We start from the raw sequence: 12,360 nt of genomic DNA, 5'->3' as shown, positions 1-12,360 counted from the left end.
GCGGGCATCCGGCGGCGGCAATGGACGGCTCGCCGGGGCTGCGATGGACCGGCTTGGGCGATACGTGCATTTGCAGTACCATCATCGGGTTACCCAAACGCGGAGGCAGTATGAGTGAACCGGAGCAGAACGCCGTGAGCGAGGAATACGCCGATCCCCGGTCGCTGAGCGTCGGTGAGATCGTCGAGCAGATGCGCATCGTGCGGGTACGTTACGCGCTGGCGGACACCTCGGCCTACGTGCGCTACCTGCCTCGCTTCAACCCCCAGCCGGAGGATCTAACCGTCCACGTGGACCCCTTCGCCGAGCACCACGAGGGCGCCGAGGTCACCGGCGAGTTCCGGCTGCCGGAACTGGTCAACGAGCTGATCCACGCCTACATCCGCGTTCACGTCTTCGCCAGCCGTGAGCAGCGCAACTACTTCGTCGGTGGCTTCGACGAGGCGCTCACCCAGCTCGACTTCGTCGGCGGCGGCTTCGGCTTCAACCGCCTGTGGATCACCGTGGGAACCACCAACATCGGCGTGCCGGTCTGCATCTACCTGGGCCAGCGCACCGCCGTCAATCGCCAGCCCACGGTCTCCCTGGTCGATCACCGGGAGAATCCAAGGGGGGATGTCGTCTACCGGGCCGTGGGTGGCTACGGCGACCACGTCGGTGAAGAGTACTTCTAAGGGCAGCCGGGGGAACAAGACGTGCGTGCACAGAGAGGCCCGCTGAAAGGGTTGAACGTCCCGCTGACCGGCACGGCCGCGCTGATCGTGATCGGGTTCCTGATCTTTGGCGCCTGGGATCCGGAGTACGCAGAGACAGTCTTCGAAGGGGTCAGCGGTTGGGTCCTCGATACCTTCAAGTGGTACTACATCGGGGTTGTCGCCTTCTTCCTGCTGTTTGCGCTGTTCCTGATGTTCAGCCGCTTCGGCGATCTCAAGCTCGGCGACGACGACCGTCCGCCGGAGTTCAGCTACTTCGCCTGGTTCTCCATGCTCTTCGGCGCCGGCATGGGCATCGGTCTGCTGTTCTGGAGCATCGCCGAGCCGGTCTGGCACTTCCAGGGCAACCCCTTTATCGACGAGGGGGAGACGGCCGCTGCGGCTGAGTCGGCCATGCGCCTGACCTACTTTCACTGGGGATTCCATCCCTGGGCGATCTACGCCATCGTGGCGCTGTCGCTGGCCTTCTTCTGCTACCGCAAGAAGCTGCCGCTGGCCATCCGCTCGGCGCTCTACCCGCTGATCGGCAACCGCATCTACGGGCCGCTGGGGCACGCGGCGGACGTGCTGGCGGTCTTTGGCACCATCTTCGGGGTGGCCACCTCGCTCGGGTTCGGTGCGATCCAGATCAATACGGGCCTGGACGAATTGTTCGGGATCGGGCTAAGCACCACGAATCAGCTGCTCATTGTCGCCGTGGTGACGCTCATCGCGGTCGGGTCGGTGGTCTCCGGGGTCGGGCGAGGGGTGAAGGTCCTCTCGCAGCTGAATCTGATCCTCAGCGCCGTGATCCTGCTCTTCTTCCTGACCCTGGGGCCGACGCTCTATCTGCTCTCGAGCTTTGTCCAGGGTATCGGTGACTACCTGCAGAACGTGGTCTACCTGAGCTTCTGGACGGACGCCAGCGGCGCCCGCGAGGCCGATGGGTGGCAGAAGTCCTGGACCGCCTTCTACTGGGGCTGGTGGATCGCCTGGGCGCCGTTCGTGGGCATGTTCATCGCCCGCATTTCGCGCGGTCGGACGATCCGGGAGTTCCTCGGCGGTGTGCTGCTGGTGCCGACGCTGCTTGCCCTGGCGTGGCTGACCGTCTTCGGCGGCACCGGGCTGTATCAGGAGCTCTTTGGTGCCGGCGGGCTGGTGGACGCGGTGGCTGAGGACGAGACCATCGCCCTCTACTACACCATCGAGGCCGTCGCCCCCGGGGTGATCGCGATCATCTTCGCGACCATCGCAACGGTGCTGATCGCCACCTACTTCATCACCTCGTCGGACTCGGCGACGCTGGTGGTGACCATGCTCCTGTCCGTGGGCAATACCGAGCCGCCGACGTACCAGCGTGCCTTTTGGGGTGTCGCTGAGGGGTGTGTGGCCGGTGTCCTGCTAATCGCCGGCGGACTGGCGGCGCTGCAGGCGGCGGCCATCGTCTCGGCGTTGCCGTTCTCGCTGCTGATGCTGCTGATGTGCTACGCCCTGATCCGCGGCCTGCAGGAGGAGAAGCGGCGCATGCAGCTCTCCTGGCAGCCGGGGCAGGGGCCGCCGGCGGCGCCGCACCTCTAGGGGGTGACCCGGACGCCCGCCGCGCGATGCGGCGGGCGTCTCCGGACATCCCGCGGCCTGCAAGCAACCGGCGGAGCGTCCGATGATCGCCACAGCCATCGAAGCCGGCACCAACATCCTCGACGTCACCGCAACGGTGGCGCCCTGGCTGCTCATCGGCCTGGCGCTGGGGGCGGTGGTCCAGGTGTTGATCCCGACCCACCGGCTCCGTCAGTGGCTGGGCGGTTCGGGGGTTGCGCCGGTGGCCCGTGCCGCGGTGATCGGAGCGCCGCTGCCGCTGTGCTCCTGCGGCGCCATCCCCACCGCGCTCTCCCTCCACCGCGGGGGGGCCTCGCGCGGGGCCTCCACGGCCTTTCTGGTGGGCACGCCGGGGATCGGCATCGACTCGGTGGTGTTGACCTGGGTGCTGATGGGTCCGTTCATGGCGGTCTCACGGGTGGTGGGTGCCGTGGCCACGGCCATCGCCACCGGGCTGGCCGTGGGCCGGGTGCCGCCGGCCGTGCCGGCGACGGTCGGAGAGGCCGGCTGCGCGTCGGGGTGCACGGGGTCGACGGACCATGCCGAGTGCGCCCCGGACCCCGGGCCGGTGCGCCACATGGGCCGGGTGATGCTCCGGCTCATCGATGACATTGGCACCTGGCTGATCATCGGCCTGATCCTCGCCGGGCTGATGATCACCTTCGTCCCGCCCGGTTCGCTGGCGGCCTGGGGCAGCGGGCTGCTGGCCATGGTTGTGCTGGCCCTGGTGGGGATCCCGCTGTACGTCTGTGCCACGGCGGCCACGCCGGTGGCCGCGGCGATGCTGATCGCCGGGGTGTCGCCGGGGGCGGTGCTGGTCTTTTTGATTGCCGGGCCGGTGACCAGCCTGGCCACGCTGCTGGTCCTGCGCCGGGAGCTGGGCACCCCGGCCGCAGGGGTCTATCTGGGCAGCATCGTCGTAGCGGCCCTGATGGTCGGACTGGTCGTCGATGGCTTGGTGGCCTTGGGCGGGCTCGAGCCGGTGGCCATGGCCGGTGCCGCCCGGGAGATCTGGCCGGAGTGGGTCGAGCGTGCCGCCGCCGGTGTCATGCTGACGTTGATCATTGCCCCGGCGCGCCGGGCGGTGCGCCGCGCCGGCCACTGGGCCTGGTCGGTTGCCCGGGGCGGGCGTCGGGTCCGGACCTGAGGGATACGCCCCTGGGGAGGCCTCGGCGGGCGTTGGAGCGGGGCGGCCCCCAGGAGGGTGGGTGCGCTCAGCTGAACAGGCGCAGCAGGGTCTGGCGCGCCGTCTCCGGCTCGAACGGCTTGTCGCAGATGGTGTCCACCCCGGCCTGGGTCACCCCGGCCAGGCTGGCGTGGTCGGGACGGGAGCTGATCATCAGGATGGGCAGGTGCAGGAACTGCGGCTGTTCGCGGACATAGCGGACCAGCTCGGCGCCGTCCATCTCCGGCATGTTGTAGTCGGTAACGATCAGATCGAAGCTCGAGCGGTGCAGTGCCTCCACCGCCTCGCGCCCGTTGGCGGCCTCGACGAAGTGCTCCGCCCCGAGGGTCTCGAAGACCCGGCGCAGGTAGCTGCGCGCCATGCGGCTGTCGTCCACCAGCAAAAAGCGCAGGGTGGTGATGTCCACGTGGTCGAGTTCGAGCTCCTGCTCGCTGAGCAGGTCCACGCTGGCGCGCACCGCCCGGTCCAGATCATCGGCGGTGAACGGCTTGGGCAGGATGGCCATGACCCCGGACTGGCGCAGGGTCTCCAGCTGCCCGCGGTCGCGCACGCTGGAGACCAGCATGAAGGGCTGGTCGGCGGTGGCCGGCTCGTCGCGGAGTTCGAGCAGGAAGTCCTCGGCGGTCCCGTCGGGCAGGTACATGGCGCTGACCACCAGATCGGGCCGCATGGCCCGGAACCGCTCGCGGGCGTCGGCCAGCGTGCCGGCCTCCTCCAGGTGGTGGATGCCGGCCTCGCGCAGGCTTTCGGCGAGGATCCGCCGCTGCACGTCGGAGGGCTCCACCAGCAGGACGGCGAGTTCGGAGACGGTGATGGTCGGGGTCATACCCTGGCTCCTTGCATGGATTCCGGCTGCCGGCAGTATGCCCCCGCACGATGACTGCGGCTAGTCCCGCTCGAAGCGCTCCGGGTAGCGTTCCCGGGCGCGGGCGATCTTCGGCGCGATCATGGCCCGGCAGTAGGGGGCCTGCGGGGCGCCGTCGTAGTAGCGCTGGTGCTCCGGCTCGGCGGGGTAGAAGGCGTAGAGTGGCTCGACCTCGGTGACCACCGGGCCGGTCAGGGCGCCGGACTCATCCAGTTCGCGGATGAGCTCCACGGCGGTGCGCCGCTGCTCTTCGTCGGCGTAGAGGATGATGGAGCGGTATTGGCTGCCGACATCCGGCCCCTGGCGGTTGCGCTGGGTGGGGTCGTGGATGGTGAAGAAGACCTCGAGGAGCTCGCGGTAGCCGATCTGCTCGGGGTCGAAGCGCACCTGGACCACCTCGGCGTGGCCAGTGGTACCGCTGCACACCTGGCGATAGGTCGGGTGCTCGGTCGCGCCGCCGGCGTAGCCGGAGACGGCCGCCTCGACCCCGTGCAGGCGCTGGAAGACCCCCTCGATGCACCAGAAACACCCGCCGCCGAAGGTCGCCGCCCGGGTCTCTGCCATGGTCCTGTCCCTCCGTTCTACGGTCGCCTTCGACAGTGTGGCATCCCGCGGCGGCGGGTGCGTAGCCGGCGCCTAGAAGCGCCAGTTGGCGGAGGCGGCGAAGATCTGCACGTTGGATTCGTACTCGCCGGTAACGTCTCCGTCGGCCACCTCGATATCGGCATCGTCCAGCCAGATGTAGGTGTAGCCGAAGTCGACGCTCAGCTGCTCGGCCGCCGCCGGGTACCAGCTGCCGCCCACCGCCAGCCAGGTGCGATCCTCGTCGGGGATGCGCGGCGTCCGATTGCTGTCGCCGGTGGGCGTCTGGTCGTAGGCCACCCCGGCGCGTAGATCCCAGCGCTCGTTGAGGTCGAAGCGGGTGCCCAGGGAGAGCAGCCAGGTGTCGTCCCAGTCGTAGTCTTCGTAGGCCTGATCATCATCAACTGCGTAGGATTCATCGCCTTGAGGAATTCCTACAACCCCGTCATCGAACTCGATAGCCAGCTCCTCGAAATCGTTCCACTGGGTCCAGGTGGCGTCGGCGAGCAGGGTCCACCGTCGGTCGAGCCGGTGGCTGACGCCCAGGTTGAGGCTGGCCGGGATGTCCAGATCCGCCTCGCCGCCGGTCTCGTCCACCCGGTTGCCGTCGTCATCTACCAACTCGGCGTCGCCGGAGAGGGTGTGGCCCATCCCGTGGCGGTAGGCGATGCCGACTTGGGTGGCTTCGCTGACGGCGTAGTGGGCGCCCAGATTGAAGCCGTACGACCAACTGTCACCTTCTACGGTTAGCTTCCCGTCGGTTTGGGGTGTGAGAGTTGGGTCAGGAGGAGCCTGGCTGAAATCGGTCTTAGGTGCCATCGTTGATAGCGTCGCATCGGCGTACTGCGCCGACACCCCAAAGCCCACGGAGAGCCGCTCGTCCACCCGCCAGCCGAGCTGGGGGTTGATGTCGATGGTGACCAGGTCGGTGTTGACGGCGTCGTAGCGGCCCACCCAGTCCTCCGGATAGTCGGTCTCCAGGCCGTAGGGGACGTTGATGCCGAGCCCGGCGCGCAGGTCCGGGGCCAGGTCGAAGCCGGCGTAGAAGACCGGGGCCAGGGCGCTCTCGCCACCACTGGCGCTCGCATCGGAGCCAAGCGCTCCGGCGGCCTGCGGGTCATCCGCCTCGAAATCGAAGGTCGGGTCGATGTAGCTGAGGACCAGTTCCGCCTCGGCGTCGCGACCGGCGTGTACGCCGAGGGTGGCCGGGTTGAAGAAGGTGTGGCTGACGTCGTGGGCGTCGGCGCTGCGCCCGGCGAAGGCGCTGCCGAGCAGTGAGGCGCTCTGCTCCTGGAGCTGAAAGGCGGCCCCGTGGGCGCTGGTGGCGGCCCCGCCGAGGGCGAGCAGGCAGGGCGCGAGGTAGACGGCGCGACGTGTCGGGTGCATGGTTTTCCTCCTGGCGCTGGGTGTTGTTGTGTCGTTATCAGCGGTGTCCCCGGGGCACCGCGGGTGCACTCGGTGGCGAGCCACGGCACAACGGTAGGCCGGTCTTTGCTGCGGGATCAATAGGTTGGCCGAGCGCGTTGTGTGCACCTGCAGCATCGACGGCGCGGGGGGTAGTTGTGGCGCCGCGGCGGCTGGTTGATCTTCGCCGGCGGGCTCGTAGACTGGGCGGCACCATCCAGACATGACGGCGGTCTCAGTTGCGGACGGCCGCCGCAGGGCAGGGACGAAACATGACCGCAGAGACGGACAACGGTGCCGGGATCGGCCTCGAGCACGCCCGGCGCCTCTTCCGGGGCTCACCCCACGGGGCGCTGATCGGCCTGGAACTCGTGGAGCTCGGGGACGATCATCTCATCGCCCGGGTGCCGTACCGCCCGGAGCTGGTCGGCAATCCGGAGACCGGCCACATCCACGGCGGCGTGATCACCACGCTCATCGACCAGAGCTGCGGGGCGGCGGTGCTGATGGCCACCGGCCCGGCGGAGCGGATCGTCACCCTCGACCTGCGGGTCGACCACCTGCGCCCGGCGGCCGCCGGGCGGGACGTCTACGCCCGCTGCGAGTGCTATCGGCTGGCCGGCGAGGTCGCCTTCGCCCGGGCCGTGGCCTACGAGGACGACCCGGCGGAGCCCTTCGCCACCAGCATGAGCGCCTTCATGCGCCTGCGCGAGGGGGTGGGCCGTGGCTGAACTCCTGGAACAGGTCCGCGCCGCGCGTGCGGCCGGCGACTGCCAGCGCCTGACCGACCTCGTCCCCTACGCCCGGCTGATCGGCATGCGCTTCGAGCCGTGTCCGGAGGGCGAGGGGCTGTGCATCCGCCTGCCGTACCGCGACGATCTCATCGGCCGGCCCGGCAGCGGCTCGCTACACGGCGGGCTGCTCGGCGCCTTCCTCGAGCACGGGGCGATCATGCAGATCCTCTGGGAGGGGCAGAGCTGCTACCTGCCGCGGATCATCAACTTCCACGTGGATTATCTGCGCCGCGGGGCGCAGGAGACCACCTACGCCACGGTGGAGATCCGCCGTCAGGGGCGGCGTGTGGCCAATGTGCACGCCAGCGCCTGGCAGTCGGAGCCGCAGCGGCCGATCGCCGCCGCCCGCGGCCACTTCCTGCTGACACCGCCGGAGGGGAGCGACGGAATATGAGCGCATCGACGCCGCAGCCGCCGCGGGCCGCCGAGGCCCCCCAGGTCATCGAACGCTTCGGGGTGCAACTGAACGATCCCTACGCCTGGCTGCGCGACCCGAACTGGCGGGAGGCAATGCTCGACCCCGAGCGGTTGCAGCCGGCCATCCGCGCCCACCTGGAGGCAGAGAACGCCTACACCGAGGCAGTGCTGGAGCCGGTGGCGCCGCTGCGCGAGCGGCTCTTTGCCGAGCTGCGCGGGCGGATCAAGGAGGAGGACGCCTCGGTCCCGGATCCCGACGGTCCTTACGAGTACTACGTGCGCTACCGAGCCGACGGGCAGCACCCGGTGGCGTGTCGCCGCCCGCGCGGCGGGGGGGGCGAGGAGGTCCTGCTCGACGGTGACCGCCTGGCCGAGGGGCACGCCTACTTCCAGCTCGGTGACTGGGCCCACAGCGACGATCACCGCTACCTGGCCTACGCCGTGGATACCAGCGGTGCCGAGGCGTACACCATCCGCATCCGCGATCTCGAGCGCGGGGTCGAGCTGCCCGAGTGCCTGGAGCAGGCCCGCGGCGACTTGGTCTGGGCCGGGGACGGGTGCACACTCTTCTACACCGTCCTGGACGATGAGCACCGGCCGCGCTGGGTCTACCGGCATCGGCTGGGTGATCCGGCCAGCGCGGACGAGGTGGTCTACGAGGAGACCGATCCCGGCTTCTTTATCGGCCTGGAGCGCACCGAGAGCCGGCGGTTTTTGCTCATCGAGACCCACGATCACACTACCTCGGAGGTCCACGCCGCGCCCGCCGACGATCCGGAGGCCGGATTCCGCTGCCTGATGCCCCGCGAGCGCGGCGTGGAGTACACGGTCAGTGACAGCGGCGAGCACTGGCTGATCCTGACCAACCGGGCGGCGCAGGACTTTCGCATCGTCCGCGTGCCGCTCGAGGCCCCGGAGCCGGGGCGTTTCGAGGAGCTGGTCCCGCATCGCCCCGGTGTGCTGATCCACGACATGCTGCTTTTCCGCGATCACCTGGTGCGCCTGGAGAGCGAGGATGCGCTGCCGCGGATCGTCGTCCGGCGTCTGGCCGATGGCGCCGAGCACAGCGTCGCCTTCGAGGAGGCGGCGTACGCGCTGGGCCTCGCCGGCGGGCTCGAATACGAGACCACCCGGCTGCGCTTTAGCTACTCCTCGCTGACCACGCCGGGACGGGTCTACGACTACGACATGGAGACCCGGGTGCGGAGCCTGCGCAAGGAGCAGGAGATCCCCAGCGGGCACGACCCGGCGGCTTACGTGGCGCGGCGGCTCTACGCCACGGCCGCCGATGGGGAGCGGGTGCCGATCTCGCTGCTCCACCGGGCGGACGTGCAGCCGGGGGCGGAGACGCCGCTGTGGCTCAACGGCTACGGCGCCTACGGCATCAGCCAGCCGGCCGCCTTCTCGCCGCACCGTCTCTCGCTGGTCGATCGCGGCTTCGTCTACGCCATCGCCCACGTCCGCGGTGGCAAGGAGCGTGGCTATCGCTGGTACGAGGCGGGCAAGCTCGAGCACAAGCCGAACACCTTCAGCGACTACGTCGCCTGTGCCGAGCACCTGATCGAGGCCGGTTACACCGGCGCCGGGCGGGTGGTCGTCCACGGTGGGTCGGCCGGCGGCATGCTCGTCGGCGCCGTGCTCAACGAGCGCCCGGAGCTCTTCGGGGCGGCCGTGGCCGATGTCCCCTTCGTCGACGTGCTCAACACCATGAGCGATCCGAGCCTGCCGCTGACCCCGCCGGAGTGGCCGGAGTGGGGCAATCCGCTGGAAGACGAGCAGGCCTTCCGTACGATCCTCGGCTACTCGCCCTACGAGAACGTCCAGGCCCGCGCCTATCCACCGATCCTCGCCACCGCCGGGGTCTCGGACCCGCGCGTGACCTACTGGGAGCCGGCCAAGTGGGTGGCCCGGCTGCGCGCGCTGAAGACCGACGACAATCCGTTGCTGCTCTACACCAACATGAGCGCCGGCCACGCCGGCCCGGGCGGACGCTTCGACTACCTGCGCGAGGTGGCGTTGCGCTACGCCTTCGTGCTCTGGGTCTTCGGTCGCCCCGACGGCTGAGCGCCGGCCCCGGAGGGCGGCGGCTCTGCGGCTGGGTCGGTCGCAGAGCCGCCTAGGGGCGTTTCATCCGCTGCAGCTGCCGTTCGTGGCCGGAATCGTGGCAGGCCATGCACGTGGGGGCATGCTCCATGTAGCGGTTGTGCCGGGCGATGAAAAAGGGCTGCTCCTCGGCGATGGCGTCGGTGATGTGGCAGTCCACGCAGTTCTCGCTGGTCTCCTCGGGGTAGCGGGGCAGGGGGTCGTTGTGGGGGTTCACCTGCCCGGTGACGGTCAGCCAGACCTTGCGTGTGCCCTGGATCTTGTCGTAAGCGAAGCCCTTGGTGTGGCAGGCAATGCAGTCCACCTGCCGGTGCTCGCTCTGATCCCAGGAAGTCTTCTCGTAGGCGTGGCACGCGGCGCAGAAGTGGTTGTTGATGGTCAGCTGATGGGCGCCGTAGCCGCCGCCGAGCAGGAGGGCCAGTAGCACGATCAGCAGCGCGATGATGCCAAGGGGGCCGAAGCGTCTCATCCGTGGGTCCTCCGCGTGGCTCAGCGCAGCCGCTTCTGGCCGTCCCAGACCTTGTCAGCCTCCGGCAGCGGGTCCAGGTACTCCAGCCACGGGTGGGAGGCCAGGTGCTCCTCATCCATCTGCAGCGCCCGGCTGTGCTCCATGATCGGTGGCACCAGCTCCTCGATGGGAGCGGCGAACAGATCCGAGGCGATCGCGTAGTCGCTGGCGCGCAGGGCCAGCTCCACGGCGCGGTTGCTGTACTGCTGCGAGGAGGCCAGGGTATCGAGCGCCTTGCTCGGGTTGTGGGCGCCGGCGCTGTTCTCCGCCGAGACGTAGTCCCAGTACCACTGCCCGCGGCGGATCATCTGCCGGGCCTCATCCAGCAAGTCGGCGTCGAGCTGTTCCTCGTCCAGCTCCCGGGCCAGGCGGACGGCCTCGTGGGCGCGCACCGACTTCTCCTGGGCGATGTTCAGCTGCCGCCAAACCCGCTCCTGGTGAGACTCGGTGCGCTCGCGCAGCCAACTCGGCGACTTGTCCTCGTGGCAGCCCTGGCACGATTTCTTGATCATCTCCTCGCTACTCAGCGGCGAGGTCAGGTGGTGGGAGGTGATATCGGCCCGGCCCTTGCTCACCCGCGGCATGTGGCAGTCGGCACAGGCGACGTCCGCCTCGGCGTGCACGCTGCCCTGGTACATCTCGAACTCCGGGTGCTGGACCTTGATCATGGGTGTCTCCGAGACCGGGTGCACCCAGTCGACGAACTGCCCCTTGAACCCGTCGCGCTCCGGGTCACCGTCCTCCTTGAACTCGAACATGTCCCCCGGGTCGAGGCCCTCGTCCCAGGGCAGGTGCGGCTTGGCGGCCACGCCGTGATCGCCGTCCTCGAAGTAGTACTCCACGTGGCATTGGGCACAGACCAGCGAGCGCATCTGCTGAGTGGACTTGTTGCGCCAGTCCTTACCCTGGCGCTCCAGGTACGCCTTCAGCGGGACGCTGGTGATCCGTAGCCGCATGTCCTCGTTCGGGTCGTGGCAATTGGTGCAGCCAATGGCGTGATCCGCCGGATCGTGGATCTTGCGGTAGTCGTGGAAGTTCGAGGACCAGAAGTCGTCGCCCTTGGCCTCGAGCAGCTGCGGCATGGTGTTGCCCTTGCAGTTCCAGCAGGTGGCCGGCAGGTCCGCCTCTTCGCTGTAGCGGTTGATCCGGTCGGTGGTGGTCACGTCGATGACCGCATAGGTGTGGCCGCGGGCGCGCTCGTAGTGCCACGAGAAGGGGTAGCCGAGCCACAGGTTCTTCAGGTACGGCTGGGCGTGCCGGTAGCCCTCGGGCAGCGGGCTCTCGCCGTCGTGCTTGTGGTGGGGGACCGAGCCGCCGTACTCGGTCATCACTGTGTCGTCCCAGTTCTTCTGGTACGAGCGATACTGCGGCAGGTGCCGGAAGGCGCTGTTGCCGATGCCCAGATCCCACGCGTCGATCTCCTCGGCGGAGGTGTCGGCGTCGCCGTCGTGATGCGCCGCTGCGGCCCCGGTGGGGGCGCTCCCATCGCCGTTGCCGGCAACGGCCAGGGTCAGGCCGACGATACCGCCGATCAGGATGAGACCGAGTATCACTGTCGTGAACCGAGTTGCCCGCTCGCCCATCGTCCCACTCCGTGGTAGATCGGATTGATCACGATCATCGTAGTGCTCGATGAGCGGAACCGTCCAATACAGAACCTTGCATGTTCCTTCGCCCGGCGGCAGCCTTGGATGCTGGTTCAGTCCGACCATCCATTGCAGAGCAGGGGAGGAGCAACATGGCCGAGACCAGGCAGGGGCCGCCGGGCGGGAAGAAGCAGCGGCCGAGGAATCTGCCGCGCTGGGCCAGCTGGCTGCTGGCGCTGGGGATCATCTTCGGTGCCGCGGGCCTGATCTGGCAGAGCTTGCCGGGGGGCGGTTTCAGCACCGACCTGACCCGGATCGGGCAGGGGGAGCCGATCGGCGTGCTCACGCACGAGACCGCCAACCCGACCAGCATGGGGATCATGGATCAGCTCGATGGGCTCAGCGAAGAGGAGCGGGCCGGCGTGTCGTTCATCGTGGCCGACCTGGGGACCCCTGAGGGGCAGGCGTTCGCCGAGCAGTACGGGGTAAGCACCGCCGGGGTGTTGATGTTCTTCGACGGCGAGGGCGCGTTCCAGGATGCCCTGGCTCCGCCGCGGGATGCGTCGGAGATCCGCGATATGGCTCAGGAGGTGGCGGACAACTGATTCATTCCCGCGTCGGGGGGGG

At 68.8% G+C, this 12,360-nt stretch carries 12 protein-coding genes; 7 read left to right on the top strand and 5 right to left on the bottom strand.

The genetic code is table 11. The features are described 5' to 3' along the window. Positions 1-110 precede the first annotated feature (110 nt). The 3 genes from LRA98_RS01720 (at position 111) to LRA98_RS01710 (ending at position 3,435) form a co-directional block, all read left to right on the top strand. Positions 111-674: a hypothetical protein gene (locus LRA98_RS01720; protein ID WP_238633235.1), complete on the top strand. Its 564-nt coding sequence runs from the start codon at positions 111-113 to the stop codon at positions 672-674. Between the two features lie 21 nt (positions 675-695). After that, positions 696-2,270, top strand: a complete 1,575-nt coding sequence (locus LRA98_RS01715) for a BCCT family transporter (protein WP_238633236.1) — start codon at positions 696-698, stop codon at positions 2,268-2,270. A gap of 82 nt (positions 2,271-2,352) precedes the next feature. Then, complete coding sequence (locus LRA98_RS01710) at positions 2,353-3,435, top strand: SO_0444 family Cu/Zn efflux transporter (RefSeq protein WP_238633237.1); 1,083 nt, start codon at positions 2,353-2,355, stop codon at positions 3,433-3,435. 67 nt (positions 3,436-3,502) lie between these two features. Here LRA98_RS01710 and LRA98_RS01705 read toward each other — a convergent pair whose 3' ends face one another. From LRA98_RS01705 to LRA98_RS01695, 3 genes are all read right to left on the bottom strand, one after another. Further along, a complete protein-coding gene (locus LRA98_RS01705; protein ID WP_201170447.1) occupies positions 3,503-4,300 on the bottom strand; it encodes a response regulator transcription factor in 798 nt (265 codons plus the stop codon). A 60-nt stretch (positions 4,301-4,360) separates the two neighbouring features. Continuing rightward, positions 4,361-4,903 (bottom strand): peptide-methionine (S)-S-oxide reductase MsrA, encoded by a 543-nt coding sequence (gene msrA, locus LRA98_RS01700; protein ID WP_238633238.1) that lies wholly within the window; start codon positions 4,901-4,903, stop codon positions 4,361-4,363. A gap of 72 nt (positions 4,904-4,975) precedes the next feature. Further along, complete coding sequence (locus LRA98_RS01695; RefSeq protein WP_238633239.1) at positions 4,976-6,307, bottom strand: OmpP1/FadL family transporter; 1,332 nt, start codon at positions 6,305-6,307, stop codon at positions 4,976-4,978. 290 nt (positions 6,308-6,597) lie between these two features. Between LRA98_RS01695 and LRA98_RS01690 the strand changes: the two genes are divergently transcribed. Genes LRA98_RS01690 through LRA98_RS01680 form a run of 3 tightly spaced genes read left to right on the top strand, consistent with a single transcriptional unit; the run spans position 6,598 to position 9,600 of the window. Continuing rightward, positions 6,598-7,056, top strand: a complete 459-nt coding sequence (locus LRA98_RS01690) for a PaaI family thioesterase (RefSeq protein ID WP_201241945.1) — start codon at positions 6,598-6,600, stop codon at positions 7,054-7,056. Then, positions 7,049-7,513, top strand: coding sequence for an acyl-CoA thioesterase domain-containing protein (locus LRA98_RS01685; RefSeq protein WP_238633240.1), 465 nt, complete (start codon positions 7,049-7,051; stop codon positions 7,511-7,513). The genes LRA98_RS01690 and LRA98_RS01685 overlap by 8 nt, the downstream gene beginning before the upstream one ends. Further along, positions 7,510-9,600, top strand: a complete 2,091-nt coding sequence (locus tag LRA98_RS01680) for a S9 family peptidase (protein ID WP_238633241.1) — start codon at positions 7,510-7,512, stop codon at positions 9,598-9,600. The genes LRA98_RS01685 and LRA98_RS01680 overlap by 4 nt, the downstream gene beginning before the upstream one ends. Positions 9,601-9,652: 52 nt before the next feature. Here the strand turns inward: LRA98_RS01680 and LRA98_RS01675 are convergent, their stop codons facing one another. Together LRA98_RS01675 and LRA98_RS01670 are read right to left on the bottom strand one after the other, a co-directional pair. After that, positions 9,653-10,108, bottom strand: coding sequence for a NapC/NirT family cytochrome c (locus LRA98_RS01675; RefSeq protein WP_238633242.1), 456 nt, complete (start codon positions 10,106-10,108; stop codon positions 9,653-9,655). Positions 10,109-10,128: 20 nt separating this feature from the next. Beyond that, positions 10,129-11,730, bottom strand: a complete 1,602-nt coding sequence (locus LRA98_RS01670) for an ammonia-forming cytochrome c nitrite reductase subunit c552 (protein WP_238633243.1) — start codon at positions 11,728-11,730, stop codon at positions 10,129-10,131. A gap of 155 nt (positions 11,731-11,885) precedes the next feature. Between LRA98_RS01670 and LRA98_RS01665 the strand changes: the two genes are divergently transcribed. Beyond that, positions 11,886-12,338 carry a hypothetical protein gene (locus LRA98_RS01665; protein ID WP_201170431.1) on the top strand — a complete coding sequence of 151 codons (453 nt, stop codon included), beginning with the start codon at positions 11,886-11,888 and terminating at the stop codon, positions 12,336-12,338. Positions 12,339-12,360: the final 22 nt, after the last annotated feature.

The sequence above is a fragment of the Halorhodospira sp. M38 genome, assembly GCF_022227985.1.
Taxonomy (GTDB): Bacteria; Pseudomonadota; Gammaproteobacteria; order Nitrococcales; family Halorhodospiraceae; genus Halorhodospira; species Halorhodospira halophila_A.
This window is presented reverse-complemented; position numbering and strand designations above follow the sequence as displayed.

What these genes read in the sequence shown, in the direction of transcription:
- LRA98_RS01675 (WP_238633242.1), bottom strand. Translation starts at nt 10,108, where the DNA reads ATGAGACGCTTCGGCCCCCTTGGCATCATCGCGCTGCTGATCGTGCTA.
- LRA98_RS01705 (WP_201170447.1), bottom strand. Translation starts at nt 4,300, where the DNA reads ATGACCCCGACCATCACCGTCTCCGAACTCGCCGTCCTGCTGGTGGAG.
- LRA98_RS01690 (WP_201241945.1), top strand. Translation starts at nt 6,598, where the DNA reads ATGACCGCAGAGACGGACAACGGTGCCGGGATCGGCCTCGAGCACGCC.
- msrA (WP_238633238.1), bottom strand. Translation starts at nt 4,903, where the DNA reads ATGGCAGAGACCCGGGCGGCGACCTTCGGCGGCGGGTGTTTCTGGTGC.
- LRA98_RS01695 (WP_238633239.1), bottom strand. Translation starts at nt 6,307, where the DNA reads ATGCACCCGACACGTCGCGCCGTCTACCTCGCGCCCTGCCTGCTCGCC.
- LRA98_RS01670 (WP_238633243.1), bottom strand. Translation starts at nt 11,730, where the DNA reads ATGGGCGAGCGGGCAACTCGGTTCACGACAGTGATACTCGGTCTCATC.
- LRA98_RS01680 (WP_238633241.1), top strand. Translation starts at nt 7,510, where the DNA reads ATGAGCGCATCGACGCCGCAGCCGCCGCGGGCCGCCGAGGCCCCCCAG.
- LRA98_RS01720 (WP_238633235.1), top strand. Translation starts at nt 111, where the DNA reads ATGAGTGAACCGGAGCAGAACGCCGTGAGCGAGGAATACGCCGATCCC.
- LRA98_RS01665 (WP_201170431.1), top strand. Translation starts at nt 11,886, where the DNA reads ATGGCCGAGACCAGGCAGGGGCCGCCGGGCGGGAAGAAGCAGCGGCCG.
- LRA98_RS01710 (WP_238633237.1), top strand. Translation starts at nt 2,353, where the DNA reads ATGATCGCCACAGCCATCGAAGCCGGCACCAACATCCTCGACGTCACC.